Below are 25,947 nucleotides of genomic sequence, written 5' to 3'. Positions count from 1 at the left end.
CCCGTATTAGATCAGGAGGGTCCGACAGAACCCCCCACCCTCAGGTCCGTACGACGACGTCCGCCCACGACCGCGTGTCCTCGCGGGCGTGCAGCGCCGCCTCGTCGGCGAGCCAGTCGTCCCAGTGCGGGCGGGCGTCCTCGCCGTCGCGCTCGAGCCAGCGTGCCAGCCGGACGTCGAGCGGCGCCTCGACCCACACGAGCACCGTCACCAGGTCGCGGTACGACGCCGCGGCGCTCCCGACGCCCTCGAGGATCACGAGGGGAGCGGGCGCGACGGTCCGGGTCTCGGCCCAGCCGTCGGCGTACCAGTCCCAGCGCCGCCAGGTGCCGGGCCGTCCGGCGGCCAGCGGGCGCAGCAGCGCCTCGGTCGAGGCGGCGAGGCCGGGGAGGCCGCGCCAGCCCTCGAGCATCTCGTCGGTCCCGATCACCACGGCCTCGGGCGCGAGCGCGGCGAGGGCGCGGGCGAGCGTCGTCTTGCCCGAGCCGGCCAGTCCGTCGATGCAGATCAGCCGGCCGGTCCCGAGCGACGGCGGTCGCGACAGCGTGAGCTCGAGGACCTCAGAAGGCGAGACCATGGCCCCGGTACGACGGCACCGCGTCGACGAACCGGTCGCCCTGGGCGAGCAGCACGGTCGTGCCGTGCTCGAAGGGCTCGCCGGACTTGGCGTGCCGGAACCAGACCAGGTCGCCGATCGCCAGCGTGCCGGCGTTGGTGCCGACGAGGGGGGTCTGCACCTCGCCCGCGCCCTCGAGCCCGGTCAGGGAGAGCCCGGCCGGCGCCCAGGGGGTCGGCGCCCGGTCGGCGCCGGTGGGTCCCGACGCGATGAGCCCGCCGCCGTGCACCGTCGCGACCTCGGGCGAGGGACGACGGGTGACCGGGAGGCCGAAGAAGGCCGCCGGCGCGGGGGAGAAGGAGCGGTAGTGGTCGAAGAGGGTCGGCCCGAGCAGCCCGGAGCCGGCGGTGACCTCGGTGACGACCGGGTCGGCGGCCGAGGACTCGATCGAGCCGGAGCCGCCGGCGTTCCAGAACTCGAGGCCGGTGAAGTCGCCGCGGCCCTCGAGCCCGCGCAGCGCCTCGGCGATCGCCGTGCGGCGGGTGACCAGCTGGGTCACCGACAGCTGCTTGAGCTTGCGCACGACGGCGGACTTGGCGCGCTGGTGGGGCACCGCGTCGGGGACGCCGGCCACCTGGCCCTCGTAGGTCATCGCCCCCACGAGCTGGAAGCCGGGCCGGTCGATGACCGTCCGGGCGAGCCCGGCGACCGCGCCGACGTCGAACAGGGGGGAGCGCTTGGGCCCGACGAGCTGGCCGCCCCAGCGCAGACCGGCGTCGATGTCGAGCGCGACCCGGACCGGGACGGCGGTCGAGGCGCGCAGCGAGTCGACGAGGTCGAGGTGGGCCACGTCGTCGACCATGATCGTGATCCGCGAGGCCGCCCGCGGAGAGGAGATGAGCGCGGTCAGCGCCGCCCGGTCGACCGACGGGTAGGCGACCACGATGTCGTCGCACACGTCGTGGTCGGCCAGCCACAGGGCCTCGGCCAGTGTGTAGGCGAGGACCCCCGCGAAGCCGTCGGCCGCCAGCGCCCGGGTCACGAGGGCGGGCACCCGCAGCGACTTGGACGCCACGCGGATCGGCGTCCCGCCGGCCCGGCGCGCCAGATCCGCGGCATTGGCGTCGAAGGCGTCGAGGTCGACGACGAAGGTCGGGGTGGACAGCGGCTCGGGCCAGGCGCGGACCGCGTCGGTCAGCCGGGCCGCGAGACGGTTGCGCGCGACGAACGAGTGGTGCTGCACACCGGCCATGGTTCCACGGATGGGACACTGGACCGGTGACCGCATCGCCGAACGAGCGTCCCGACGCCCGCCGCCTCCAGGGCTCGGAGTACGTCGACGACGACGGCACCGCCGACCCGGCCCTGGCCACGGCGCTCGCCGCGCACGCGGGCGGGACGGCGCCGTACCCGGCCGTCCTCGCGGCGCTGGCCTCCGCCCGCCTGCTCGTCCCCGTGGTCGCGGTGCTGGGCGAGGTCGAGGTGGGCGACGACGGCCTGGCCCGCGACAAGTCGAGCGACATGGCCGCCGTCCTGCTGACCGGGGCCGACGGGCGGATGGCGCTCCTCGCGTTCACCGACCTCGCCGCGCTCACCCGCTGGGACCCCCAGGCCCGCCCGGTCCCGGTGGCCGCGCACCTGGCCGCGGCGACCGCCGTCCAGGAGGGCGCGGCCGCGCTCGTGGTCGACGTCGCCGGGCCGCACCCCTTCGTCCTCGACGGCGACGACCTGACCCGGATCGCGTCCGGCTGGCAGCCCGTCCAGCTCGACGACGGCGGCTGGGGCTGGCTCGGCTCCGCGGATTAGCGCTCCCGGGAACAACTCGGCTAGCATCTGGCGTTGACCGATCCGTCATGCCTTCACGGGCGCGACAGATCCACAAGCGGGGACCGGCACCATCGTCTCCCACCCGCAACGACCGCCAGGTCGTCGGGTCCGGTCCATGGAGAGCCCGACTCTCCTCCTCCGGCGACGGAGGGGGTACGACGGCTTCGTGGCTGGCTTCCGCTTCGTGACAAGCGGGAGCCACTTTCGCATTTTGCGCCTGATGAGCTCCTGACCGTACGAGTTTGGAGGACACATCAGCACCGAGCTGCGCATCAACGAGCGGATCCGGGTTCCCGAGGTCCGTCTCGTGGGACCCAACGGCGAGACCGTCGGCATCGTCCCCACCGACCAGGCCCTCAAGCTCGCGCAGGAGGCCGACCTGGACCTGGTGGAGATCGCCCCGATGGGCAAGCCCCCCGTCTGCAAGCTCATGGACTACGGGAAGTTCAAGTACGAGAACGCCCAGAAGGCCCGTGAGGCGCGACGGAACCAGACCAACGTCATCATCAAGGAGATGAAGCTCCGGCCGAAGATCGACGCGCACGACTACGAGACCAAGAAGGGTCACGTCGTTCGCTTCCTCAAGGCCGGCGACAAGGTCAAGATCACCATCATGTTCCGCGGCCGCGAGCAGCACCGCCCCGAGCTGGGCTACCGGCTGCTGCAGAAGCTGGCCGAGGACGTCCAGGAGCTGGGCTTCGTCGAGTCGAACCCCAAGCAGGACGGCCGCAACATGACCATGGTCATCGGTCCGCACAAGAAGAAGGCCGAGGCCAAGGCCGAGGTCAAGGCGGCCAAGGAGGAGCGGCGCGCCGAGCGTGAGGCAGAGGCTGCCCTCGACGCCGCCGCCCAGGCCGAGCGCGTGGCGCAGAAGCCCGCGGCGCAGAAGAAGGAGCGGGGTCGCTCCGAGAACCTCGATCCCGAGATCGACGCCTGAGCGTCGGCTCTGAGGGCCCTGAGCGCCTGAGACGCCCACGAAGTAACGAGAGATAGAGACGAGATGCCGAAGAACAAGACGCACTCCGGTGCCAGCAAGCGGTTCAAGGTCACGGGCAGCGGCAAGATCCTTCGCGAGAAGGCCGGCAAGCGCCACAACCTCGAGAAGAAGGCCTCCAAGGTCACCCGCCGCCTGACCGGCACGGTCGAGGTCGCCAAGAACGACGTCCCGCGCGCGAAGAAGATGCTCGGTCTCTGACCGGCCCTTCCGTACCTGAGCACGACACAAGGAGTTAAGAGATGGCACGCGTCAAGCGCGCAGTGAACGCGGCGAAGAAGCGTCGGACCACCCTCGACCGGGCCAGCGGCTACCGCGGCCAGCGGTCGCGCCTGTACCGCAAGGCCAAGGAGCAGGTCACCCACTCGCTGGTCTACAGCTACAACGACCGGCGCAAGAACAAGGGCAACTTCCGCCGCCTGTGGATCCAGCGGATCAACGCGGCCGCCCGCGCCGAGGGGATGACCTACAACCGCTTCATCCAGGGTCTGAACCTGGCCGGCATCGAGGTCGACCGCAAGATCCTCGCCGACCTCGCCGTCAACGACCCGGCCGCCTTCTCGGCGATCGTGGCGCAGGCCAAGGCCGCGCTGCCCGAGGACGTCAACGCGCCCCAGGTCTCCGCCTGAGTCGCATGACGGATCCCCTGACCGCGGGCAACTCCCGCGTGAAGGAGGCACGGAAGCTCAGCCGCCGCTCGGTGCGAACCGAGCGGCGGCTCTTCCTTGCCGACGGCCCCAAGGCCGTCGAGGGCGCCCTCGCGGTGCCCGGTTGCGTCGTCGAGGTCTTCGCGACGCCGGCCGCCGCCCAGCAGCACGACGTCCTGCTCGGCACCGCCCCCGTGACCCTGGTCGACGAGCGGGCGATGAGCAGCCTCAGCGACAGCGTGACGCCGGCCGGACTGGTCGCCGTGTGCCGCTTCCTCGACAACGAGCGGATCCCGACGCCGCTGCTGATGACCATCTGCGCCGACGTGCGCGACCCCGGCAACGCCGGCACGGTCATCCGCACGAGCGATGCCGCCGGTGCCGACTGCGTCGTGCTGGCCGGCGACTCGGTCGACCCCTACAACCCCAAGACCGTGCGGGCGAGCGTGGGCAGTCTCTTCCACGTCCCGATCGAGGTCGAGCGCGACGCCGCGACCGCCGTACGACGGGCGCAGATCGCGGGTCTGACCGTGCTGGCCGCCGACGGCGAGGGCGAGGTCGACCTCTTCGCCGCCGACGAGCTGCTCACCCGGCCCACGGCGTGGCTGTTCGGCAACGAGGCCTGGGGCCTGCCGCCCGAGCTGGCCGAGCTGGCCGACCACCGGGTCCGGATCCCGATCCTCGGCGCGGCCGAGTCGCTCAACCTCGCCACGGCGGCGGCGGTCTGTCTCTACGCCAGCGCCCGCGCCATGATGAACGTGTGACCGACCCCCTCGACCTGCTCCCCGACGGCGTCGTCGTCGCCGGCCCCGACGGCCGCGTCACCGCCGTCAACGTGGTCGCCGCGCAGATGCTCGGCACCGCTCCCTCCTCCGGCGCCGCCGGCCGCCCGCTCGACGAGGTGCTGGCGCTCTCCGACCACGAGGGCCTCGCCTGGACGGCGGTCAACACCCCCTACGCCGGCCTCTCCACCCGCACCGGTGTGCCCGAGCAGTCCTGGCTGCTCCCCGACGGCACCGAGGTGCTGGTCACCGCCCGGCTGCACCGCGACGAGCGCGGGGGACCGGTCCGTGCGGTCGCCGTCAGCCTGCGCTCGGGGCGCGGCCGGGCCCGGCTCGACCGGGACCGCTCCGACCTCGTCGCCACGCTGGCCCACGAGCTGCGCTCGCCGCTGACCGGCGTCAAGGGCTTCGTGCACGCGCTGCTCAACCGCTGGGACAAGCTCTCCGACGAGCAGAAGCGGCTGATGCTCACCACCGCCGGCGCGGACGCCGACCGGCTCAGCCGGCTCATCACCGAGCTCCTCGACGTCGCCCGGATCGACACCGGGCGGCTCCAGCTGCACCGCCGGCCCACCGACCTCGGTGCCAAGGCCGACCGGGTCGTGCAGTCGCTGGGCGTGGTCACGTCCACGCCGATCGAGCTGAGCATCGACGACGACCTGCCGCCGGTCGACGCCCACCCGGACAAGGTCATGCAGGTGCTCACCAACGTCGCCGAGAACGCCGTGCGCCACGGCAGCGGCACGGTGCGCATCCACGTCGGCACCTGGGCCGACGACCCGTCGTACCTCGCGGTGAGCGTGAGCGACGAGGGCGCCGGGATCCCGCCGGAGCTGCGCCAGCGCATCTTCACGAAGTTCTGGACCGCCGGCACCGGCGGCGGCTCGGGCCTCGGGCTCTACATCGTGCACGGCCTGGTCCGCGCCCACGGCGGCACCATCGTGGTCGACGACCGGCCCGGCGGCGGAGCGCGCCTCGTCACCACGTGGCCGCGGGCACAATAGGGCCATGACCGCGCTCCCGGGACCCACCGAGGTGCTCCGCAAGTACCTCGCCAGCGCTCGCACCGCCCTGCTCTGGAAGGTCGACGGCCTGGGGGAGCGGGCCCTGCGCACGCCGCGGACGCCCACCGGCACCAGCCTGCTCGGCATCGTGCTGCACTGCGCCAACGTCGAGATCGGCTACTTCGGGCCGACCTTCGGCCGGTCCTGGCCCGAGCCGCTGCACCCCGCGCTGATCCCCGACGACGCCTACGACACCGAGCCGCAGGCCGACTGGGCCGTCCCCGCCGACCTGCCCGCCGCCGAGCTGCTCGCCTTCTACGGCCGGGTGGGGGAGTTCGCCGACGCCGCCTTCGACGAGCTCCCGCTCGACGCCCCCGGCCGGGTCCCGTGGTGGCCCGAGGGCCGCGCCGAGACCACGCTCCACGAGGTCGCGGTGCACGTGATGTCCGACCTCTACCGCCACGCCGGGCACGCCGACATCCTCCGCGAGGCACACGACGGCGCGGTGGGGCTGCGGCCCGGGATGACCAACGTTCCCGACGGCTACGACTGGCCGTCGTACGTCGCCCGGCTGAGCGCGATCGCCGAGCGCTTCCCCCCGGAGTGAATACCGGTTCGCGGTACCGGGGTCGGGGTTCCTAGACTTGCGCCGATGTCTGGCCCGAACACTGACTACGACCCCGTGGAGGTCGCCGCCGTGAGCCCTGCCGAGCTCGAGGCCGCGCGCGACGCCGCGCTCGCCGCGATCGCCGCCGCCGCCGACCTGGAGCAGCTCAAGGCGGTGCGCACCGAGCACGCCGGCGACCGCTCGGCGCTGGCGCTGGCCAACCGCGAGATCGGCGCGCTGCCGCCCCAGGCCCGCAAGGAGGCCGGCCAGCGCGTCGGTCAGGCCCGCGGCGCCGTGAGCAAGGCGCTGACCGCGCGCCAGGAGGTGCTCGAGGCCGAGCACGAGGCGCGCATCCTGGTCGAGGAGGCGGTCGACGTCACGCTGCCGACCGACGCGGAGCCCGTGGGCGCCCGGCACCCGCTCACCACCGGCGCCGAGCTGATCGCCGACATCTTCGTCGCGATGGGCTGGGAGGTCGCCGAGGGCCCGGTCATCGAGGCCGAGTGGCTCAACTTCGACGCGCTCAACCTCGGCCCGGACCACCCGGCGCGCACCATGCAGGACACGTTCTGGACCGAGCCGGCCGACCACCACGTCGTCCTGCGCACCCACACCAGCCCGGTCCAGGCGCGCACCATGCTCACCCGCACGCCTCCCATCTACGTCGTGTGCCCGGGCCGCGTCTTCCGCACCGACGAGTACGACGCCACCCACTCGCCGATGTTCCACCAGGTCGAGGGCCTCGCCATCGACGAGGGCATCTCGATGGCGCACCTCAAGGGCACCCTCGACCACTTCGCCTCGCAGATGTTCGGCGAGGGCATCACCACCCGCTTCCGGCCGTCGTACTTCCCGTTCACCGAGCCGTCGGCCGAGGTCGACCTCGTCTGCTTCGTGTGCCGGGGCGTCGACTCCGACCAGTGCCGCACGTGCCGCGGCGAGGGCTGGATCGAGTGGGGCGGCTGCGGCATCGTCAACCCGCGCGTCCTCCAGGCCTGCGGCGTCGACTCCGAGCGCTACTCGGGCTTCGCCTTCGGCATGGGCATCGACCGGACGCTCATGTTCCGGCACGGCCTCGAGGACCTGCGCACCCTCTTCGAGGGCGACGTGCGCTTCACCACCGCATTCGGAAGCGAGCTCTGACATGAAGGCCCCCGTCTCCTGGATCCGGGAGCTCGTCGACCTGCCCGCCGAGGTCACCACCGAGGTGCTGACCGACCGGCTGACCGCGCTCGGCCTCAAGCTCGAGGGCATCCACGCCGCCGGCGCCGAGATCCGCGGCCCGCTCGTCATCGGCAAGGTGCTCACCAAGGAGCCCGAGCCGCAGAAGAACGGCAAGACGATCAACTGGTGCTCCGTCGACGTCGGCGACGCCAACGGCACCGGCGAGCCCCAGGGCATCGTCTGCGGAGCGCACAACTTCGAGCCCGGCGACCTGGTCGTGGTCATCCTCCCCGGCGGTGCGCTGCCGGGGGGCTTCGAGATCTCCGCGCGCAAGACCTACGGCCACGTCTCGGCCGGGATGATCTGCTCGGTGCGCGAGCTCGGCATCGGCGACGACCACGACGGCATCCTCGTGCTGCCGCCCGACGCCGGCGCGCCCGGCGACGACGTCTTCGGCCTGCTCGGGCTCGACGAGGAGGTCATCGAGTTCGAGATCAACCCTGACCGCGCCTACGCGCTCTCGCTGCGCGGCGTCGCCCGCGAGGCGGCGCTCGGCTTCGGCGTCCCGTACGCCGACCCGGCCGTCCGCGAGCTCCCCGCGCCCGACGGCAAGGCCTGGGAGGTCGTGGTCGACGACCCGGCCGGCTGCCCGGTCTTCGCCGCGCGCCTGGTCAGCGGCTTCGACCCGGCCGCTCCGACGCCCGACGTCATCAAGCAGCGCATCGAGCAGGCGGGCATGCGCTCGATCTCGCTCGCCGTCGACATCACCAACTACGTGATGCTCGAGCTCGGCCAGCCCATCCACGGCTACGACGCCGACAAGGTCGCCGGCGCGCTCGGCGTCCGGCGGGCCCACGAGGGCGAGACGCTCACCACCCTCGACGACACCGTGCGCACGCTGGCCTCCGAGGACCTCGTCATCACCGACGACTCCGGCCCGATCGGCCTGGCCGGTGTCATGGGCGGCGCGACCACCGAGATGTCCGCGACCACGACCCGGATCCTGGTCGAGGCCGCGCACTGGGACGCCGTCTCGATGTTCCGCACCGGCCGCCGCCACAAGCTGACCTCCGAGGCGGGCAAGCGCAACGAGCGCGGCGTCGACCCGCTGCTGCCCGGCATCGCGGCCGACCGCGTGGTCGAGCTGCTCGTCGAGCACGGCGGCGCGACCGCCGAGCCCGGCTACACGCTGGTCGGCAGCGCGCCGCAGCGCTCCTCGATCACCATCGCGACCGACCTCCCGGCCCGGCTGAGCGGCATCGAGATCTCCGCGATGACCACCGTCGAGAACCTCCGCGCCATCGGCGCGACGGTCACCGAGCGCGAGGCCGGCACCATCGAGGTCCTCCCGCCGACCTGGCGCCCCGACCTCAACGACCCCTACGACCTGGTCGAGGAGGTCGTCCGGATCGTCGGCTACGACCAGGTCCCGAGCGTGCTGCCGCGCCGGGCCACCGGCCGCGGCCTGACCCGCACCCAGCGGCTGCGCCGCCGGGTCGGCCGCACGCTGGCCGGGGCGGGCCTGGTCGAGGTGGTGAGCTTCCCGTTCGTCGGCGAGGCCACCTTCGACAAGCTCGGTCTGGTCGCCGACGACCCGCTGCGCACGACGGTCGGCCTCGCCAACCCGCTCTCCAGCGAGGAGCCGGCCTACACGACGACGCTGCTGCCGGGCCTGCTCGAGGCCGCCGGGCGCAACCTGGGCCGCGGCGCCCCCGGCGTCGCCCTCTTCGAGACCGGCACCGTCGCCTTCCCTGCCGACAACGGGCCGGCGCCGATCTACGGCGTGCACACCCGGCCGTCCGTCGCCGAGCTCGAGAAGCTCGACGAGGCACTGCCGCTCCAGCCGCAGCACCTCGCCGTCGTCCTCGCGGGCGAGCGGCGGCGCACCGGCTGGTGGGGCGCGGGGTCCGACGCCGCGTGGAGCGACGCCCTGGCCGTCGTACGACGTCTCGCTGGCGAGCTCGGCGTCACCATCGAGGTCGCCTCCGCCAACCGGATGCCGTGGCACCCGGGCCGGTGCGCGGTCGTCTCGATCGCGGGGGTCCAGGTCGGCCACGCGGGTGAGCTCCACCCGACCGTGTGCCGCGCCTACGGCCTGCCGGCCCGCAGCGCGGCGGTCGAGCTCGACCTCGACGCGCTCATGGCGGCGGCCACCGACGTCGCGCCGGGCCCGTCGTTCTCGACGATGCCCCTCGCCAAGGAGGACGTCGCCCTCGTGGTCGACGCCGCCGTGACCGTGGCGGCCGTCGAGGCGGCCCTGCGCGAGGGTGCCGGCGACCTGCTCGAGACGGTGCGCCTCTTCGACGTCTACACCGGCGAGCAGATCGGTGCCGGCAAGAAGTCGCTGGCGTTCGCGCTGCGCTTCCGGGCGCCCGACCGCACCCTCACCGAGGCCGAGACCGGCGCTGCGCGCGACGCGGCCGTCGCCCGCGCCGCCGAGCTGACCGGAGCGGTGCAACGCTGAGGCCGGGGCCGCGGCTGCGGCTGGCCGACGAGGTCACCTGGGACGGCGCCGCCGTCCCCGGTGAGCGCACCCGCGTCCTCCTCGCCGTGCTGGCCGAGGCCCGCGGCAAGGCGGTGGGCGAGGAGCGCCTGATCGAGGAGATCTGGGGCGACGAGCCGCCGGCCAACCCGACGAAGGCGCTCCAGGTCGTCGTCTCCCGGGCCCGCTCGGCGACCGCGCCCGGTGCGGTCGAGCGCGCCGGGCACGGCTACCGGCTGGCGCTCGCCACCGGCGACGTCGACGTCTGGACCCACGACCACGCGGTCGAGGCCGCGCGCCGCGCCGTCGCGGCCGGCGCCTGGAGCGAGGCCGTCGCCCACCTGTCCCACCTCGAGAGCGAGCCCGGGCTGGCCGGCCGGATCCTCTCCGCGCTGGGCCGCCACGACGAGGCGCTCCCGCTCCTCCTGCAGGCCGGCGGCACCGCTCGCGACGACGCCTGCCTGGCGGCGCTGCTGCGCAGCGAGGCGGCGGTGCGCGGCGTCCCGGCCGCACTCGCCCGCTACGAGGCCCACCGCGAGGCGCTCGCCGACCGGCTCGGAGTCGACCCGGCCCCCGAGCTCCAGGCGCTCCACCACGAGCTGCTCCTGCGCGACCGCCCGGTGCGCTCCGGACTGAGCCACTACGCCAGCAGCCTGGTCGGCCGCGACGACGACCTGGCCCGGCTGCGCACGCTCGTGCGGACCCACCGGGTGGTCTCGATCGTCGGACCCGGCGGCCTGGGCAAGACCCGGCTGGCCCAGCTGGTCGCGGCCGAGGCCGAGCAGCCGGTGGTCCACGTCGTCGAGCTCGTCGGCGTCGTCGACCCGGCCGACGTCGTCCCGGAGGTCGGCTCGGTGCTCGGCGTCCGCGACTCGGTGCACGGCCGGGCCGTGATGACGCCCGCCCAGGTGCGCGACGTCCGCTCCCGGATCGCCCAGCAGCTCGACCAGGCGCCCGCCCTCCTCGTGCTCGACAACTGCGAGCACCTCGTCGAGGCGGTCGCCGACCTCGTCGCCTTCCTCGTCGCGGTCACGCCGTCGCTGCGGGTGCTCACCACGACCCGCGCGCCGCTGGCGATCGCCGCCGAGCACGTCTTCGAGCTCAGCCGCCTCGGCGCGCACGACGCCGGCGACCTCTTCCGGCAGCGCGCACTGGCCGCCCGGCCCGGCGTCGCGCTCCCGGAGGCGTCCGTCGCCGAGATCGTCGAGCGCCTCGACGGCCTGCCGCTCGCGATCGAGCTCGCTGCGGTGAAGGTCCGCGCGATGTCGGTCGACGACATCGCCGTCCGTCTCGAGAACCGCTTCGCGCTGCTGCGGGGCGGCGACCGCAGCGCGCCCGACCGGCACCAGACGCTGCTCGCCGTCATCGACTGGTCCTGGAACCTGCTCGCCGACCGCGACCGCCGCGCCCTGCGCCGGCTCTCGGTCTTCCAGGACGGGTTCACCCTCGACGGCGCCGAGGCGATGCTCGGGAGCGGCGCGCTCGACAGCCTCGAGGAGCTCGTCGCCCAGTCGCTGCTCACCGTCGTCGACGCGGGCGCCGGCGCGCCGCTGCGCTACCGGATGCTCGAGACGGTCCGCGAGTTCGGCCGGATGCAGCTCGTCGCCGCGGGGGAGGAGGCCGAGGCCCAGCGCGACCACCGCGACTGGGCGGTCGCCGTCGCCGACCGGCTCGGCGCGCGCCTGTTCAGCCGCGACCAGGTCGCCACCGTCGACACGATCGCCGTCGAGGAGAACAACCTCGCCGACGCGCTCCGCCGCGCCCTGGCCGCTCCGGACGCCGACGCGGTCGTCGCGCTCCTCGCGACGCTGGGCGGCTTCTGGAGCATCCGCGGCGAGCACGCCCGGGTGATCACGCTGTGCGAGGCGGTCGCCGGCGTCCTCACCGAGCAACGGGCCGCGCCGGAGCGCGCCGACCAGGCCCGCTCCGCGCTGTGCCTGACCCTGGTGAACTCCTGGATCGCCCAGCTCGACGTCCTCGACGACCTGCTCGCCGAGCTGGCCGCCCTCGGTCCCGGCGCGACGAGCCCGCGGGTCGCCGCGATGACCACCGTCGTCCTCGGTGCCAGTGCGCCGGCGGACAGCCCGCTGCTCTCGCCGTCCGACGCGCTCGTCAACGACCCGGACCCGCTGGTGCGCAGCGTCGCGCTCCAGTGGCGCAGCCACGAGCGCGAGAACATCGGCGAGCCCGAGGCCGCGATCGCCGCCGCCGAGGAGGCGCTGGCGATCGGGGCCCGGGCCGACGACGGCGGCCCGTGGACCGGCGCCGTCCTCCACGCCCAGCTGGCCGGGCTCTACAGCCAGGTGGGGCGGCTGCGGGAGGCCGAGCCGCACGCGCAGGCCGCCGTCCCGGTGCTGCTGCGGCTCGGCGCCCAGGAGGACGCGCTCCAGGCGATGACCGTCTCGGCCGTCGCCTGCCTCGAGCGCGGCGACCCCGCCGGCGCGCAGCGGGTGATCGACGACGTACTGGCGCACACCGACGTCGCCACCAACGGCGGCTACAACGCGCGCGGCACGCTCCTGGTCACCCAGGCGGAGGTCGCCTTCGCCCGAGGCGAGGTCGACGAGGGCTGCCGGATCGTCGAGCAGGCCGCCGAGGCGATGGCCGCGGTCCGCTTCCCCGGGATGGGCGCCGATGCCGACATCGCCCCCTGGCGGATCTACGGCAACACCGTCGCGATCCTCGCCTACGCCCTCCACGGTCGCGAGGACCGCGGCCGCGATCTCTACCGGTGGCTCGTCGGTGCGCTGCCGCGCGTGGTCGACCGGGACCGCAAGTTCGTCGACGTCCCCATCGTCGGGCTGATGGTCTTCGCGCTCGGCACCTGGGCGCTGCGCTACCGCACGCTGCCGGTCGCCGAGGCGGTCCGGCTGCTGGTGCTGGCCGACCGGCTGTCGTACCCCCGCTTCGTGCCGTCCCTCTCCTGGGACCGGGCCGTCGCGCGCTGCGAGGAGGCCGACCCGGGCCGGCTCGCCGTCGTCACTGCCGAGTACGACGGACGCCGCGGGCACGCCCTCCTGGACGAGACCCGCGACGTCGTCGCCCGGCTGCTCAGGTAGGGCTCAGAGCTTCCGCGAGTACGACCGCACGGCCAGCGGCGCGAAGATCGCGACCACCGCGGCGCAGCCGAGCAGCGCCCAGCCGACCTCGGCGGTGACCTGGCCCTCGTTGATCAGGTCGCGGCACGCGGTGACCACGTGCGAGACCGGGTTGACCTTCACGAACGCCTCGAGCCAGCCCGGCAGCGACTCGGCCGGGACGAAGGCGTTGGACAGGAAGGTCAGCGGGAACATGATCATCATCGAGATGCCCTGCACGGCCTGCGCGGAGCGGGCGACGGTGCCCAGCCAGGTGAAGATCCAGGCCAGCGACCAGGCCGCGACGATGGTCAGCAGCCAGCCGCCCAGCGTGCCGAGGAAGCCGCCGCCGGGGCGGAAGCCCATCGCGATGCCGACCAGGATCGTCAGCGTCGCGGCGATCATGTAGCGGATGACGTCGGCCAGCGCGGGCCCGGCCAGGGGAGCGATCCGGGCGATGGGCAGCGACCGGAAGCGGTCGAAGACGCCCTTGTCCATGTCCTCGCGCAGCTGGGTGCCCATCGCCATGCAGGTGGTGAGCGCGGTCTGGGCAAGGATGCCGGGGATGATCAGCGGCAGGTAGTCCTTGACGCTGCCCGAGATCGCGCCGCCGAAGATGTAGGCGAACATCGCCGTGAACAGCAGCGGCTGGACGGTGACGTCGAAGAACTGCTCCGGGTTGCGGCGCATCTTCTTCGTCGCGCGCCAGGCCATGGCCAGGGTCTGGTCGACGGTCTCGCGCAGGGACGGCCGGCTCGGCAGCTCGTCCGGTACGACGGCCGCGCGGGCGGCGAGGGGAGCCTGCCGGCTCTCGGTGGCGGCGGTCATCAGGCGACCTCCTCGGTCTCGTCGGTGGTCTCGTCGGTGGTGTCGCTGTGGTGCCCGGTGAGGGCCAGGAAGACCTCGTCCAGCGTCGGCTGGCGCACGGTCGCGGTGGTGATGGACAGCTCGGCCTGGCGCAGAGCGATGAGCACGTCGCCGGCCCGGTCGGCGTTGGTGAGCGCGACGTTGAGCCCGCCGGCCTCGGGGGTGAGCACGGGCGCCTCGCCGAGCGCGCGCTCGACGACCGCGGCCGCCGCGGCGGTCTGGGTGCGGTCGGTGAGCCGCAGGTGGAGGGTCGAGGAGCCGACCCCGGCCTTGAGCTGCTCCGGCGTGCCCTCGGCGACCTTGCGGCCGGCGTCGATGACGGCGATCCGGTCGGCCAGCTGGTCGGCCTCGTCGAGGTACTGCGTGGTGAGCAGGATCGTCGAGCCCTGGGCGACCAGCTCGCGGATGGTGTCCCACATCTGGCCGCGGGTGCGCGGGTCGAGGCCGGTGGTCGGCTCGTCGAGGAAGATCAGCGGCGGCCGGGCGATGAGCGAGGCCGCGAGGTCGAGGCGCCGGCGCATGCCTCCGGAGAAGTTCTTGATCTGCCGGGTGGCGGCCTCGGTGAGGCCGAACCGCTCGAGCAGGTCGGCCGCGATCGTGCGTGCGGCCGGCGGGCGGTGGCCGAGCAGCCGGGCGAAGAGGACGAGGTTCTCGGTGGCGGTCAGGTTCTCGTCGACCGAGGCGTACTGCCCGGTGACGCCCAGCAGCTGCCGGATCCGGTGCGGCTGCTCGGCGACGTCGACGCCGAAGATGGAGGCGCGGCCGCCGTCGATGGGCAGCAGGGTCGCGAGCATGGACAGGGTCGTCGTCTTGCCGGCGCCGTTGGGCCCGAGCACGCCGAACACCTCGCCACGGGCGACCTGGAGGTCGACCTGGTCGACGGCTCGGAAGTCGCCGAAGGTCTTGACCAGGCCCGTCGCGTCGACCGCGAGGTCGCCGCGGGGCGCCGGGGAGTGGAGGATGTCGTTCATGGGCCCTAGCCTGGGAGCACCCGGTTTCAGTTCGCCTTCACCGCACGCGCCGCCGGTTTCAGCGGGTCGCTTGCGCACGAACATGCAGGGTCCTGTATATTCATGCACATGAGCAAGGTGAAGGTCGCCGTCGCCGGCGCCAGCGGGTACGCCGGGGGCGAGGTGCTGCGGCTGCTGCTGGGGCACCCCGGCGTCGAGATCGGTGCGGTGACCGCGGCCAGCAACGCGGGGGAGCGGCTCGGTGCCCTCCAGCCGCACCTGCTGCCGCTGGCCGACCGGGTCCTCGAGCCGACCACCGTCGAGGTGCTCGCCGGGCACGACGTCGTCTTCCTCGGCCTGCCGCACGGCCAGTCCGGTGCGCTCGCCGAGGAGCTCACCGCGCTCGATCCCGCCGTGGTCGTCGTCGACTGCGGTGCCGACTTCCGGCTCGACGACGCCGCCGCGTGGGAGCACTTCTACGGCAGCGCCCACGCCGGCACCTGGCCCTACGGCCTGCCCGAGCTGCCCGGTCAGCGCGACGTGCTGCGCGGTACCCGGCGGGTCGCCGTCCCGGGGTGCTACCCGACGATCTCCTCGCTCGCCCTCGCGCCCGCCGTGGCCGCCGGCCTCGTCGTCCCCGACGTCGTCGTCGTCGCCGCCTCCGGGGCCAGCGGCGCCGGCAAGGCCGCCAAGACGCACCTGCTCGGCAGCGAGGTGATGGGCAACACCAGCGCCTACGGCGTCGGCGGCGTCCACCGCCACACCCCCGAGATCACCCAGAACCTCGGCCGGCTCACCGACGCCGAGGTGAAGGTGAGCTTCACCCCGCTGCTCGTGCCGATGTCGCGCGGCATCCTCGCCACCTGCTCGGCCCCCCTGGCCGGACCGGTGAGCGCCGAGGAGGCGCACGCCGTCTACGCCAAGGCCTACGCCGACGAGCCCTTCGTCCACGTCCTGCCCGCCGGGCAGTGGCCGCAGACCCAGGCGGTGCTCGGCTCCAACGCCGTCCACCTCCAGGTCACCGTCGACGAGGCGGCCGGCCGGCTCGTCGCCGTCGGCGCGATCGACAACCTCGCCAAGGGCACTGCCGGCGCCGCCGTGCAGTGCATGAACCTGGCCCTGGGTCTCGACGAGACCACGGGCCTCTCGACCGTAGGACTGGCCCCGTGACCGAGCAGCAGACCGAGCAGACCGAGCAGCAGCCCCTCTCCCTGTCCCGCTTCCCCGAGACCCTCGCGGTCGTCCGGCTCGCCCCGGGCGCCGAGATCCCCGAGTGGGCCGAGTCCTCCTCGATCTTCTCGATCACCGCGACGGCCACCGAGACCTCGCTGGTCTGCGCCGGGCGCAGCGTGCCCAAGAAGGCCCGGCACCAGAAGCCGCTCACCGCGTTCAGCGTCGACGGTCAGCTCGACCTGTCCGCCGTGGGGATCCTGGTCGGCCTGCTGACCCCGCTGGCCGAGGCCGAGATCCCGGTCTTCACGCTCTCGACCTACGACACCGACTGGATCCTGGTGCCCACCGCGAAGGCGGACGCGGCCGAGGAGGCCTGGCGACGATCGGGGTGCACCGTCGCCCCCGCCGTGCCCGCCTGACCCCTCGCCCGAGAAGGAACCACCCCGAACCATGAGCGTCACCCATCCCGCCGGCTTCGTCGCGGCCGGAGCCGCCATCGGCCTCAAGGCCAGCGGCAACAAGGACTTCGCCCTCGTCGTCAACCAGGGCCCCACCTACGACTCCGCCTCGGTCTTCACCAGCAACCGCTGCAAGGCCAACCCCGTGCTGTGGAGCGAGCAGGTCGTCAAGGACGGCGTCGTGCGCGCCGTCGTCCTCAACTCCGGCGGCGCCAACTGCTACACCGGCCCCGAGGGCTTCCAGACCACCCACCAGGTCGCCGAGAAGGTCGGCGAGCTCGTCGGCATCGCCGCCGGCGACGTCGTGGTCTGCTCCACCGGGCTGATCGGCCTCGTCAACGACCGGCAGACGCTGCTCGACGGCGTCGGCACGCTCCACGCGCAGCTGTCCGCCGAGGGCGGCAACGATGCGGCCGAGGCGATCATGACCACCGACACGGTCGCCAAGCAGGTCGTCATCGAGGGCCCCGACGGCGCCGGCTGGTCGATCGGGGGCATGGCCAAGGGCGCCGGGATGCTCGCGCCCGCGCTCGCCACCATGCTCGTCGTCATCACGACCGACGCCGTCGTCCCGGCCGCCGACCTCGACGCCGCGCTGCGCGCCGCCACCCGGGTCTCGTTCGACCGGCTCGACTCCGACGGCTGCCAGTCCACCAACGACACCGTGACCCTGATGGCCAGCGGTGCCTCCGGCGTGACGCCGTCCCTGGCCGACTTCACCGCCGCGCTCACCGAGGTCTGCCGCTCGCTCGCCCTCCAGCTCCTGGCCGACGCCGAGGGCGCCGACCACGAGATCGCGATCACCACGCTCAACGCCGCGAGCGAGGACGACGCGGTCGAGGTCGGCCGCAGCGTCGCGCGGAGCAACCTGTTCAAGGCCGCCGTCTTCGGCAAGGACCCCAACTGGGGCCGGGTCCTCGCCTCCGTCGGCACGACGCAGGCCGCGTTCGACCCGGCCGACCTCGACGTCGCCATGAACGACGTGTGGGTCTGCCGCAACAGCACGCCCGCCGAGGACCCCTCCCTGGTCGACCTGTCCGGCCGCAAGGTCACCGTCACCATCGACCTCAAGGCCGGCGACGCCCGGGCCACGGTCTGGACCAACGACCTCACCCATGCCTACGTCCACGAGAACAGCGCGTACTCCTCATGACCGAGATCCCGGGCAAGCCCGACCCCTTCAAGGCCGAGACCCTCGCCGGCGCGCTGCCGTGGCTCAAGGCCTACCACGGCAAGGTCGTCGTCATCAAGTACGGCGGCAACGCGATGACCGACGACACCCTCAAGCGGGCGTTCGCCGAGGACATCGCCTTCCTGCGCTTCGCCGGCTTCCGGCCGGTCGTCGTCCACGGCGGCGGGCCGCAGATCTCCCAGATGCTCGACCGGCTCGGCATCGAGTCCGAGTTCCGCGGCGGCCTGCGGGTCACCACCCCCGAGGCGATGGACGTCGTCCGGATGGTGCTCGTCGGCCAGGTCCAGCGCGAGCTGGTCGGCCTGATCAACGAGCACGGCCCGCTGGCCGTCGGCCTCTCCGGCGAGGACGCCGGCCTCTTCACCGCCGAGCAGACCGGCACGGTCGTCGACGGCGAGCAGGTCGACCTCGGCCTCGTGGGCGAGGTCGCCCAGGTCCGGCCCGAGGCGGTCCTCGACCTGATCGAGGCCGGCCGGATCCCCGTCGTCTCCAGCGTCGCGCCCGACGCCGACGGCGTCGTCCACAACGTCAACGCCGACTCGGCCGCCGCCGCGCTGGCCGCCGCGCTCGGTGCCGAGAAGCTCCTCGTGCTCACCGACGTCGAGGGGCTCTACCTCGACTGGCCGGACCCCGAGGAGGTCATCGGCGAGATCAGCCCCGAGGCGCTCGAGGAGATCCTCCCGTCGCTGGCCAGCGGCATGATCCCCAAGATGAGCGCCTGCCTGCAGGCGGTGCGCGAGGGCGTGAAGCGGGCGACGGTCGTCGACGGCCGCCAGGCCCACGCCGTCCTGCTCGAGCTGTTCACCGACGAGGGCGTCGGCACCCAGGTGCTGCCCGGCGTCACCACCAAGACCCGCAAGGCCCGGGAGGCCCTGAAGTGACCACCACGAACCCGAGCACCGCCGAGTGGACCGAGCGGTACGCCGGCGCGCTGATGAACACCTTCGGCCCGCCCAAGATCGTCCTCGCCCGCGGCGCGGGTGCCCACATCTGGGACGCCGACGGCCGCGAGTACGTCGACCTGCTCGGCGGGATCGCCGTCAACGCCCTCGGTCACGCCCACCCGCGCCTGGTCACCGCCGTCACCGAGCAGCTGCAGACCCTCGGGCACATCTCCAACTTCTTCGCCAGCGCCCCCCAGATCACGCTCGCCGAGCGGCTCGTGGGCCTGCTCGGCGCCGACGGCCGCGTGTTCTTCACCAACTCCGGCGCCGAGGCCAACGAGGCGGCGTTCAAGCTGACCCGCCGGACCGGCCGCACCAAGATCGTCGCCACCGAAGGCTCCTTCCACGGCCGCACGATGGGCGCGCTCGCGCTCACCTCCAAGGAGGCCTACCGCGCCCCCTTCGAGCCGCTGCCCGGCGACGTCGTCTTCGTCCCCTATGGCGACGAGGCCGCGCTCGAGGCCGCCGTCGACGACACGACGGCCGCGATCCTGGTCGAGCCGATCCAGGGTGAGGCCGGCGTGATCGTGCCGCCGCGCAGCTACCTGCCCGCCGCCCAGCGGATCGCCCACGAGCACGGCGCGCTGCTCTGGCTCGACGAGATCCAGACCGGCGCCGGCCGGACCGGCACCTGGTTCGCCCACCAGAACCCGGCGCTCGTCGACGCCCCCGTCGTGCCCGACATCGTCACGCTCGCCAAGGGCCTGGCCGGTGGCATCCCGATCGGTGCCTGCATCGCGACCCACGGCTCCGGCAAGCTCTTCGACCCCGGCAACCACGGGACGACCTTCGGCGGCAACCCGGTCGCCGCGGCGGCCGCGCTCGCCGTCCTCGACACGATCGTCGATGACGACCTGCTGGCCCGTGCGACCACGCTCGGCGCCCGGCTGCAGCAGGGGCTCGGCGCCGACGCCCGGGTCACCGAGACCAGGGGAGCGGGCCTGCTCGTCGGTCTCACCCTCGCCCAGCCCAAGGCTGCCGAGGTCGTCGCCGCCGCCCAGGACGCCGGCTTCGTCGTCAACGGCGCCACCCCCGAGCGGATCCGGATGGCACCCCCCTTCGTGCTGACCGACGCCGACGCCGACGCCTTCGTCGCCGCCTGGCCCGCGATCCTCGACCAGGCAGGAGTCTCCGCATGAGCACCCGCTCGTTCCTCCGCGACGACGACCTCACCCCGGCCGAGCAGGCCGAGGTCCTCGCCCTCGCCGCGAAGCTCAAGGCCGAGCCCTTCGACCACCAGCCGCTCGCCGGCCCCCGCACGGTGGCGATGATCTTCGACAAGCCGACCCTGCGCACCCAGGCCTCGTTCGCGGCCGGCATCGCCGAGCTCGGTGGGCACGCGATGCTCGTCGACGGCACGCTGGCCGGCATCGGCAAGCGCGAGTCCGTCGCCGACGTGACCCGGGTGCTCGACCGGCAGGCCGCGCAGATCGTCTGGCGCACCTACGCCCAGGCCAACCTCGACGACATGGCAGCCCACTCGTCCGTCCCGGTGATCAACGCGCTCACCGACGACTTCCACCCCTGCCAGCTGCTCGCCGACCTGCTCACCATCCGCGAGCACAAGGGCGAGCTCGCCGGCCTGACCGCCGCCTTCCTCGGCGACGGTGCCTGCAACATGGGCAACTCGTGGCTGCTGGCCGGCACCACCGCCGGCATGCACATCCGGATCAGCGGTCCCGACGGCTACGTCCCCTCCGACGAGATGTTCGCCCGGGCCGGCGAGATCGGCGCCACCACCGGCGGCTCGGCCAGTGCCGTCGGCGACCCGCTCGCGGCGGTCGCCGGTGCCGACGTCGTCATCACCGACACCTGGATCTCGATGGGCAAGGAGGACGAGGCGTCCACCCGCCGCGCGGTCTTCGGGCCCTGGTCGGTGACGCCCGACCTCGTCGCGGCGGCCAACCCGGACGCCATCGTGATGCACTGCCTCCCGGCGTACCGCGGGGTCGAGATCGCCGCCGAGGTCATCGACGGCCCGCAGAGCGTCGTCTGGGACGAGGCCGAGAACCGCCGGCACGCGCAGAAGGCGATCATGACCTGGCTGCACGAGAAGGCCCGGGCCTGACATGAGCGAGCACGCCCTGACCCCGATGACGAAGAACGCCCGGCAGGCGATCGTCGTCGAGCTCCTGGAGACCCGCGAGGTGCGGTCCCAGCAGGAGCTCGCCGACCTGCTCGGCAGTCGGGGCGTGCACGTCACCCAGGCCACGCTGAGCCGCGACCTCGTCGAGCTCGACGCGGTCAAGGTCCGCTCCACCACCGGCGGCCTCGTGTACGCCGTCCCGGCCGAGGGCGGCGACCGCACCCCGGTCACGGGCGAGAGCGCCGCCTCCCAGCACCGCCTGTCCCGGCTGGCCTCCGAGCTGCTCGTCAGCGCCGAGGCCAGCGCCAACCTCGTCGTCCTGCGCACGCCTCCGGGTGCTGCGCAGTTCCTCGCCAGCGCCATCGACAAGGTCGAGCTCGGCGACGTCCTCGGCACCATCGCCGGCGACGACACCGTGCTCGTGATCGGGCGCGATCCCGCCGGGGGAGACGCCCTGGCCCACAAGTTCACCGCTCTCGCCGAAGGCGACACCCGAAAGGATTCATGAGTTGAGCAAGGTCCTGACCTCCCTGCCTAGGGGAGAGCGCGTCGGTATCGCCTTCTCCGGCGGCCTCGACACGTCCGTCGCGGTGGCCTGGATGCGCGACAAGGGCGCCATCCCGTGCACGTACACGGCCGACATCGGCCAGCCCGACGAGCCCGACATCGCCGGCGTCCCCGTTCGTGCGCGCGAGTACGGCGCCGAGATCGCCCGCGCCGTCGACATCAAGCCGCAGCTGGTCGAGGAGGGTCTCGCCGCGCTGGCCTGCGGTGCCTTCCACATCCGCTCCGGCGCCAAGGCCTACTTCAACACCACGCCCCTGGGCCGCGCCGTCACCGGCACGATGCTCGTGCGCGCGATGCAGTCCGACGACGTCAACATCTGGGGCGACGGGTCGACGTACAAGGGCAACGACATCGAGCGGTTCTACCGCTACGGCCTGATGGCCAACCCCGAGCTGCGCATCTACAAGCCGTGGCTCGACGCCGACTTCGTCGCCGAGCTCGGCGGCCGGCACGAGATGAGCGAGTGGCTCGTCGCGCACGGCCTGCCCTACCGCGACTCCACCGAGAAGGCGTACTCCACCGACGCCAACATCTGGGGTGCCACCCACGAGGCCAAGACCCTCGAGCACCTCGACGTCTCGCTCGAGACCGTCGAGCCGATCATGGGCGTGAAGTTCTGGGACCCGTCCGTCCCGATCGAGACCGAGGACGTGTCGGTCACGTTCGAGGCCGGTCGTCCCGTCGCCATCAACGGGCGGCACTACGACGACGCGGTCGCCCTCGTCGTCGAGGCCAACACCATCGGTGGCCGGCACGGCCTGGGCATGTCCGACCAGATCGAGAACCGGATCATCGAGGCCAAGTCCCGCGGCATCTACGAGGCGCCCGGCATGGCGCTGCTCTTCACGGCGTACGAGCGGCTGCTCAACGCCATCCACAACGAGGACACGCTCGCCAACTACCACCTCGAGGGCCGCAAGCTCGGCCGGCTGCTCTACGAGGGCCGCTGGCTCGACCCCCAGGCGCTCATGCTGCGCGAGTCCATCCAGCGCTGGATCGCCTCGCTGGTCACCGGCACGGTCACCCTGCGGCTCCGCCGCGGCGACGACTACACGATCCTCAAGACCGACGGCCCGAACTTCTCCTACCACCCCGAGAAGCTCTCGATGGAGCGCGTCGAGAACGCCGCCTTCGGCCCGACCGACCGGATCGGCCAGCTCACGATGCGCAACCTCGACATCGCCGACAGCCGCGCCAAGCTCGAGCTGTACGCCGGCCAGCCCCTCGATCAGGGCACCGTCCTGGTCGAGAACGGCACGCTCTTCGGCGAGCTGCCGGCCGGCGGGTACGACCAGATCACCGCGAACCCCGACGGCGGCGACGAGAGCGAGGCGATCCTCGAGGAGGCCGCCATGGAGCTCGGGACCGACTGACGTGCACCACGAGCCGACCCGGCGCACGGTGGCGCGGGTGCTACCGGTCAGCAGCGAGGGCAAGGTCCTGCTGCTGCTCGGCTGCGACCCCGCGCTGCCGGAGGTGCGCTACTGGTTCACCGTCGGGGGAGCGGCCGACGAGGGGGAGTCCCTCGCCGAGGCCGCTGCCCGCGAGCTGCGCGAGGAGACCGGCATCGCCGTCGACCCCGCCCGGCTGGGTGCGCCGTTCGGCACGTTCGAGGTGGAGTTCTCCTGGGACGGGCGCGACTACGTCAACGAGTCGACGTTGTTCGCGCTCGCCCTCGAGGAGACGCCCATCAGCTTCGAGGGGCTCGACCAGCTGGAGTCGCAGTCGATCTTCGACGCCGCCTGGTGGACCCCCGACGATCTCGACCACGACGGCCGCGCGGTCGACCCGCGGCTGATCGACCAGATGCGGGCGGCGATCGCGCACGTCCGAGGAGGAACCGACGCATGAGTACCAACACCGGCAAGCTCTGGGGCGGCCGCTTCGAGGGGGGCCCGTCGCCGGAGCTCGACGCGCTCTCGCGCTCGACGCACTTCGACTGGCGCCTCGGCCTCTACGACATCGCCGGCTCGCACGCCCACGCCAAGGCGCTCGGCGCCGCCGGGCTGCTGACCGCCGACGAGGAGGCGGCGCTGCACGCCGGGCTCGACGCGCTCGCCGCGCGGTTCACCGACGGCTCGCTGCGCCCGGACCCGTCCGACGAGGACGTGCACGGCGCGCTCGAACGGCTCCTCATCGAGGAGGTCGGCCCCGAGGTGGGCGGCAAGCTCCGGGCCGGACGCTCCCGCAACGACCAGATCGCCACGCTCTTCCGCTGCTACCTGCTCGACCACTCGGTCACCGTGGCCCGGCTCGTGCTCGACCTGGTCGACGCGCTCGCCGCCCAGGCCGACGCGCACCTGACGTCCGTGGACGGGCGGCCGGCGATCATGCCGGGGCGCACCCACCTCCAGCACGCCCAGCCGGTGCTGCTCTCGCACCACCTGCTGGCCCACGCGTGGGCGCTGCTCCGCGACGTCGAGCGGCTCGCCGACTGGCGGCGCCGGGTGGCCGGCGACTCGCCGTACGGGTCGGGGGCGCTGGCGGGCCAGAGCCTCGGTCTCGACCCCGAGCTGGTCGCCCGGGAGCTGGGCTTCACCGGCTCGACGGCCAACTCGATCGACGGCACCGCCTCCCGCGACTTCGTCGCCGAGTTCGCCTTCGTCGCGGCGCAGACCGGCATCGACATCAGCCGGATCGCCGAAGAGGTGATCCTCTGGGCCACCAAGGAGTTCGGCTTCGTGACGCTCCACGACTCCTGGTCGACCGGGTCGAGCATCATGCCGCAGAAGAAGAACCCCGACATCTCCGAGCTCGCCCGCGGCAAGGCGGGCCGCCTGGTCGGCAACCTGGCCGGGCTGCTCACCACGCTCAAGGCGCTCCCGCTCGCCTACAACCGCGACCTGCAGGAGGACAAGGAGCCGGTCTTCGACTCCGTCGACACCCTCGAGGTGCTGCTGCCCGCCTTCACCGGCCAGGTCGCCACCCTCGTGTTCGACACCGACCGCATGGGGGAGCTGGCCCCCCAGGGCTTCTCGCTCGCCACCGACATCGCGGAGTGGCTGGTCAAGCAGGGCGTCGCCTTCCGGATCGCGCACGAGCTCGCCGGCGCCTGCGTGCGCCGCTGCGAGGAGCTGGGGATCGAGCTCGACGGGCTCACCGACGAGCAGTTCGCCGACATCTCGCCGTACCTGACGCCCGAGGTGCGATCGGTGCTGACCGCCGAGGGCTCCGTCGCCTCGCGGGACGGTCGCGGGGGGACGTCGCCTGTCCGGGTCACCGAGCAGCTCGCCGAGCTGCGCGCCCGGGTCGCCGAAGCGCGCGGCCCTCTGGGCTGATCGACCGACCATGTCGCTCGCCGAGCAGCTGGCGGCGCCGCCCCTCGAGGTGGCGCCCCGGCTGCTCGGCGCCGTTTTGCGGTACGGCGACGTCGCCGTCCGGCTGACGGAGGTCGAGGCCTACGCCGGCGCCACCGATCCCGGCTCCCACGCCTTCGGCGGCCCCACCCGCCGCAACGGCACGATGTTCGGCCCTGCCGGCCGGCTCTACTGCTACCTGAGCCACGGCATCCACATCTGCGCGAACATCACCGTGGGGGAGGAGCACGGCCCCGGCGCCGTCCTCCTCCGCGCCGGCGAGGTCGTCGCCGGGCTCGACGTCGCCCGTGCCCGCCGTCCCCGCTCCACCGATCGCGACCTCGCCCGCGGCCCCGGCCGGCTGGGCCAGGCACTCGGGCTCTCGCTCGCCGACGACGGGACCGACCTCGCGACCGGTCCGATCCGGCTCGAGCTGCCCGACACCCCGGTGCCCGTGACCGCCGTCCGCACCGGACCGCGCACCGGACTGCGCCGTGCGAGCGACCGCCCGTGGCGCTTCTGGATCGACGCCGATCCCACCGTCTCTCCCTATCGGCGCCACCCCCGCGCGGAGGGTCCCGAGGCCGGCTGAGCAGGGTCCGGAACCCCTGCACGCACGCTCAGAGAGCCCCCTCCGGACGCCGGAGGGCCCCCCGATTTGCAACCGCGCCGCCATGTGTTGGTAATGTTCTTCTTGCCGGAGCACGCGGCGGAAAACCTTCGGGCCAAGGTCCTCGACCTAGCCACAAGAAGTTTCGTCATGTGCCCAGCACCCGGGGTTCGCCCCACCCCGATACGAGGCCGAACAGGCCGAGTTGACGGGGGGAAACGAACCGGGTAAGGTTTCACAGGTTGCCCCGCGACTCAGGCCCCGCAAGGGTGAGAGCGCGAGTGCGTGTGATGTTTGAGAACTCAACAGTGTGTCATGCAAATAGATTGTTGTGACGTTTGTGTGCGTCTGTCTTTATGATGGATGTGTTTGTGACAATGATGATTCTGACAACGTTTGTTGTCAGTGTCCGTCGATTGTCAGGTTAGAATTTTCTTATGGAGAGTTTGATCCTGGCTCAGGACGAACGCTGGCGGCGTGCTTAACACATGCAAGTCGAGCGGAAAGGCCCTTTCGGGGGTACTCGAGCGGCGAACGGGTGAGTAACACGTGAGTAATCTGCCCTGGACTCTGGGATAGCCACCGGAAACGGTGATTAATACCGGATATGACCACTCTAGGCATCTAGTGGTGGTGGAAAGTTTTTCGGTCCAGGATGTGCTCG

The 25,947-nt window shown here is 72.9% G+C and carries 25 protein-coding genes and 1 rRNA gene; 22 read left to right on the top strand and 4 right to left on the bottom strand.

What is annotated here, in order from left to right:
* Window positions 1-40 precede the first annotated feature (40 nt).
* Window positions 41-577 carry a uridine kinase family protein gene (locus BM223_RS07695; protein ID WP_038678660.1) on the bottom strand — a complete coding sequence of 179 codons (537 nt, stop codon included), beginning with the start codon at window positions 575-577 and terminating at the stop codon, window positions 41-43.
* The gene (locus BM223_RS07690; RefSeq protein ID WP_052138546.1) at window positions 561-1,808 is read right to left on the bottom strand and encodes an amino acid deaminase/aldolase; all 1,248 of its coding nucleotides are present in this window, start codon (window positions 1,806-1,808) and stop codon (window positions 561-563) included. Before BM223_RS07690 ends, BM223_RS07695 begins: the two co-directional genes overlap by 17 nt.
* 26 nt (window positions 1,809-1,834) lie before the next feature.
* Between BM223_RS07690 and BM223_RS07685 the strand changes: the two genes are divergently transcribed.
* The 10 genes from BM223_RS07685 to BM223_RS07640 all read left to right on the top strand — a co-directional run bounded on the left by BM223_RS07685 (window position 1,835) and on the right by BM223_RS07640 (window position 13,122).
* Window positions 1,835-2,362 (top strand): SseB family protein, encoded by a 528-nt coding sequence (locus BM223_RS07685; protein WP_038678662.1) that lies wholly within the window; start codon window positions 1,835-1,837, stop codon window positions 2,360-2,362.
* A 328-nt stretch (window positions 2,363-2,690) separates the two neighbouring features.
* Window positions 2,691-3,320, top strand: a complete 630-nt coding sequence (gene infC, locus BM223_RS07680) for a translation initiation factor IF-3 (RefSeq protein WP_235319263.1) — start codon at window positions 2,691-2,693, stop codon at window positions 3,318-3,320.
* Between the two features lie 63 nt (window positions 3,321-3,383).
* Window positions 3,384-3,578 (top strand): 50S ribosomal protein L35, encoded by a 195-nt coding sequence (gene rpmI, locus BM223_RS07675; protein ID WP_028654205.1) that lies wholly within the window; start codon window positions 3,384-3,386, stop codon window positions 3,576-3,578.
* A gap of 41 nt (window positions 3,579-3,619) precedes the next feature.
* The gene (gene rplT, locus BM223_RS07670; protein ID WP_038678666.1) at window positions 3,620-4,006 is read left to right on the top strand and encodes a 50S ribosomal protein L20; all 387 of its coding nucleotides are present in this window, start codon (window positions 3,620-3,622) and stop codon (window positions 4,004-4,006) included.
* 5 nt (window positions 4,007-4,011) lie between these two features.
* The gene (locus BM223_RS07665; RefSeq protein WP_038678668.1) at window positions 4,012-4,788 is read left to right on the top strand and encodes a TrmH family RNA methyltransferase; all 777 of its coding nucleotides are present in this window, start codon (window positions 4,012-4,014) and stop codon (window positions 4,786-4,788) included.
* Complete coding sequence (locus tag BM223_RS07660) at window positions 4,785-5,810, top strand: sensor histidine kinase (RefSeq protein WP_038678670.1); 1,026 nt, start codon at window positions 4,785-4,787, stop codon at window positions 5,808-5,810. Before BM223_RS07665 ends, BM223_RS07660 begins: the two co-directional genes overlap by 4 nt.
* Before the next feature lie 4 nt (window positions 5,811-5,814).
* A complete protein-coding gene (locus BM223_RS07655) occupies window positions 5,815-6,417 on the top strand; it encodes a DinB family protein (RefSeq protein ID WP_038678672.1) in 603 nt (200 codons plus the stop codon).
* A gap of 45 nt (window positions 6,418-6,462) precedes the next feature.
* Window positions 6,463-7,560, top strand: a complete 1,098-nt coding sequence (gene pheS / locus BM223_RS07650) for a phenylalanine--tRNA ligase subunit alpha (protein WP_038678674.1) — start codon at window positions 6,463-6,465, stop codon at window positions 7,558-7,560.
* Between the two features lies 1 nt (window position 7,561).
* Window positions 7,562-10,045 (top strand): phenylalanine--tRNA ligase subunit beta, encoded by a 2,484-nt coding sequence (pheT, locus tag BM223_RS07645; RefSeq protein ID WP_038678676.1) that lies wholly within the window; start codon window positions 7,562-7,564, stop codon window positions 10,043-10,045.
* Window positions 10,042-13,122 (top strand): AfsR/SARP family transcriptional regulator, encoded by a 3,081-nt coding sequence (locus BM223_RS07640; protein WP_038684274.1) that lies wholly within the window; start codon window positions 10,042-10,044, stop codon window positions 13,120-13,122. Before pheT ends, BM223_RS07640 begins: the two co-directional genes overlap by 4 nt.
* A gap of 3 nt (window positions 13,123-13,125) precedes the next feature.
* Here the strand turns inward: BM223_RS07640 and BM223_RS07635 are convergent, their stop codons facing one another.
* Together BM223_RS07635 and BM223_RS07630 are read right to left on the bottom strand one after the other, a co-directional pair.
* The gene (locus BM223_RS07635) at window positions 13,126-13,968 is read right to left on the bottom strand and encodes an ABC transporter permease (RefSeq protein ID WP_038678678.1); all 843 of its coding nucleotides are present in this window, start codon (window positions 13,966-13,968) and stop codon (window positions 13,126-13,128) included.
* Window positions 13,968-14,978: an ATP-binding cassette domain-containing protein gene (locus BM223_RS07630; RefSeq protein ID WP_052138548.1), complete on the bottom strand. Its 1,011-nt coding sequence runs from the start codon at window positions 14,976-14,978 to the stop codon at window positions 13,968-13,970. Before BM223_RS07630 ends, BM223_RS07635 begins: the two co-directional genes overlap by 1 nt.
* A gap of 102 nt (window positions 14,979-15,080) precedes the next feature.
* Between BM223_RS07630 and argC the strand changes: the two genes are divergently transcribed.
* The 12 genes from argC to BM223_RS07570 all read left to right on the top strand — a co-directional run.
* Window positions 15,081-16,127, top strand: coding sequence for an N-acetyl-gamma-glutamyl-phosphate reductase (gene argC, locus BM223_RS07625; protein ID WP_038678680.1), 1,047 nt, complete (start codon window positions 15,081-15,083; stop codon window positions 16,125-16,127).
* Window positions 16,124-16,549 carry an ACT domain-containing protein gene (locus BM223_RS07620; protein WP_052138549.1) on the top strand — a complete coding sequence of 142 codons (426 nt, stop codon included), beginning with the start codon at window positions 16,124-16,126 and terminating at the stop codon, window positions 16,547-16,549. The genes argC and BM223_RS07620 overlap by 4 nt, the downstream gene beginning before the upstream one ends.
* A 31-nt stretch (window positions 16,550-16,580) precedes the next feature.
* Complete coding sequence (argJ, locus tag BM223_RS07615) at window positions 16,581-17,741, top strand: bifunctional glutamate N-acetyltransferase/amino-acid acetyltransferase ArgJ (RefSeq protein ID WP_038678682.1); 1,161 nt, start codon at window positions 16,581-16,583, stop codon at window positions 17,739-17,741.
* Window positions 17,738-18,661, top strand: a complete 924-nt coding sequence (gene argB, locus BM223_RS29705; protein WP_038678683.1) for an acetylglutamate kinase — start codon at window positions 17,738-17,740, stop codon at window positions 18,659-18,661. Before argJ ends, argB begins: the two co-directional genes overlap by 4 nt.
* Window positions 18,658-19,863 carry an acetylornithine transaminase gene (locus BM223_RS29700; RefSeq protein WP_038678685.1) on the top strand — a complete coding sequence of 402 codons (1,206 nt, stop codon included), beginning with the start codon at window positions 18,658-18,660 and terminating at the stop codon, window positions 19,861-19,863. Before argB ends, BM223_RS29700 begins: the two co-directional genes overlap by 4 nt.
* Window positions 19,860-20,792, top strand: coding sequence for an ornithine carbamoyltransferase (gene argF, locus BM223_RS07600; protein ID WP_038678687.1), 933 nt, complete (start codon window positions 19,860-19,862; stop codon window positions 20,790-20,792). The genes BM223_RS29700 and argF overlap by 4 nt, the downstream gene beginning before the upstream one ends.
* A 1-nt stretch (window position 20,793) precedes the next feature.
* Entirely contained in the window at window positions 20,794-21,318 is a 525-nt protein-coding gene (locus BM223_RS07595) for an arginine repressor (RefSeq protein WP_038678689.1), read from the top strand.
* Window position 21,319: 1 nt separating this feature from the next.
* A complete protein-coding gene (gene argG / locus BM223_RS07590; RefSeq protein ID WP_038678690.1) occupies window positions 21,320-22,750 on the top strand; it encodes an argininosuccinate synthase in 1,431 nt (476 codons plus the stop codon).
* A 1-nt stretch (window position 22,751) separates the two neighbouring features.
* Entirely contained in the window at window positions 22,752-23,228 is a 477-nt protein-coding gene (locus BM223_RS07585; protein WP_038678691.1) for an NUDIX hydrolase, read from the top strand.
* On the top strand, window positions 23,225-24,655 hold the full coding sequence (gene argH, locus BM223_RS07580) for an argininosuccinate lyase (RefSeq protein WP_038678692.1): 1,431 nt from the start codon (window positions 23,225-23,227) through the stop codon (window positions 24,653-24,655). Before BM223_RS07585 ends, argH begins: the two co-directional genes overlap by 4 nt.
* Window positions 24,656-24,665: 10 nt before the next feature.
* Window positions 24,666-25,265: a DNA-3-methyladenine glycosylase gene (locus BM223_RS07575; protein WP_038678694.1), complete on the top strand. Its 600-nt coding sequence runs from the start codon at window positions 24,666-24,668 to the stop codon at window positions 25,263-25,265.
* A gap of 452 nt (window positions 25,266-25,717) precedes the next feature.
* Window positions 25,718-25,947 (top strand): 16S ribosomal RNA (locus BM223_RS07570); the annotation flags it as partial.

Source organism: Pimelobacter simplex, assembly GCF_900114845.1.
GTDB classification, from domain to species: Bacteria; Actinomycetota; Actinomycetes; order Propionibacteriales; family Nocardioidaceae; genus Nocardioides; species Nocardioides simplex.
This window is presented reverse-complemented; position numbering and strand designations above follow the sequence as displayed.

Excerpts from the sequence above, each read along its gene's own strand:
- BM223_RS07630 (WP_052138548.1), bottom strand. The coding sequence starts at position 14,978 with ATGAACGACATCCTCCACTCCCCGGCGCCCCGCGGCGACCTCGCGGTC.
- BM223_RS07595 (WP_038678689.1), top strand. The coding sequence starts at position 20,794 with ATGAGCGAGCACGCCCTGACCCCGATGACGAAGAACGCCCGGCAGGCG.
- BM223_RS07575 (WP_038678694.1), top strand. The coding sequence starts at position 24,666 with ATGTCGCTCGCCGAGCAGCTGGCGGCGCCGCCCCTCGAGGTGGCGCCC.
- BM223_RS07665 (WP_038678668.1), top strand. The coding sequence starts at position 4,012 with ATGACGGATCCCCTGACCGCGGGCAACTCCCGCGTGAAGGAGGCACGG.
- BM223_RS07690 (WP_052138546.1), bottom strand. The coding sequence starts at position 1,808 with ATGGCCGGTGTGCAGCACCACTCGTTCGTCGCGCGCAACCGTCTCGCG.
- argB (WP_038678683.1), top strand. The coding sequence starts at position 17,738 with ATGACCGAGATCCCGGGCAAGCCCGACCCCTTCAAGGCCGAGACCCTC.
- argH (WP_038678692.1), top strand. The coding sequence starts at position 23,225 with ATGAGTACCAACACCGGCAAGCTCTGGGGCGGCCGCTTCGAGGGGGGC.
- BM223_RS07635 (WP_038678678.1), bottom strand. The coding sequence starts at position 13,968 with ATGACCGCCGCCACCGAGAGCCGGCAGGCTCCCCTCGCCGCCCGCGCG.
- argJ (WP_038678682.1), top strand. The coding sequence starts at position 16,581 with ATGAGCGTCACCCATCCCGCCGGCTTCGTCGCGGCCGGAGCCGCCATC.
- argF (WP_038678687.1), top strand. The coding sequence starts at position 19,860 with ATGAGCACCCGCTCGTTCCTCCGCGACGACGACCTCACCCCGGCCGAG.
- pheT (WP_038678676.1), top strand. The coding sequence starts at position 7,562 with ATGAAGGCCCCCGTCTCCTGGATCCGGGAGCTCGTCGACCTGCCCGCC.
- rpmI (WP_028654205.1), top strand. The coding sequence starts at position 3,384 with ATGCCGAAGAACAAGACGCACTCCGGTGCCAGCAAGCGGTTCAAGGTC.
- pheS (WP_038678674.1), top strand. The coding sequence starts at position 6,463 with ATGTCTGGCCCGAACACTGACTACGACCCCGTGGAGGTCGCCGCCGTG.
- BM223_RS07695 (WP_038678660.1), bottom strand. The coding sequence starts at position 577 with ATGGTCTCGCCTTCTGAGGTCCTCGAGCTCACGCTGTCGCGACCGCCG.
- rplT (WP_038678666.1), top strand. The coding sequence starts at position 3,620 with ATGGCACGCGTCAAGCGCGCAGTGAACGCGGCGAAGAAGCGTCGGACC.
- argC (WP_038678680.1), top strand. The coding sequence starts at position 15,081 with ATGCACATGAGCAAGGTGAAGGTCGCCGTCGCCGGCGCCAGCGGGTAC.
- BM223_RS07655 (WP_038678672.1), top strand. The coding sequence starts at position 5,815 with ATGACCGCGCTCCCGGGACCCACCGAGGTGCTCCGCAAGTACCTCGCC.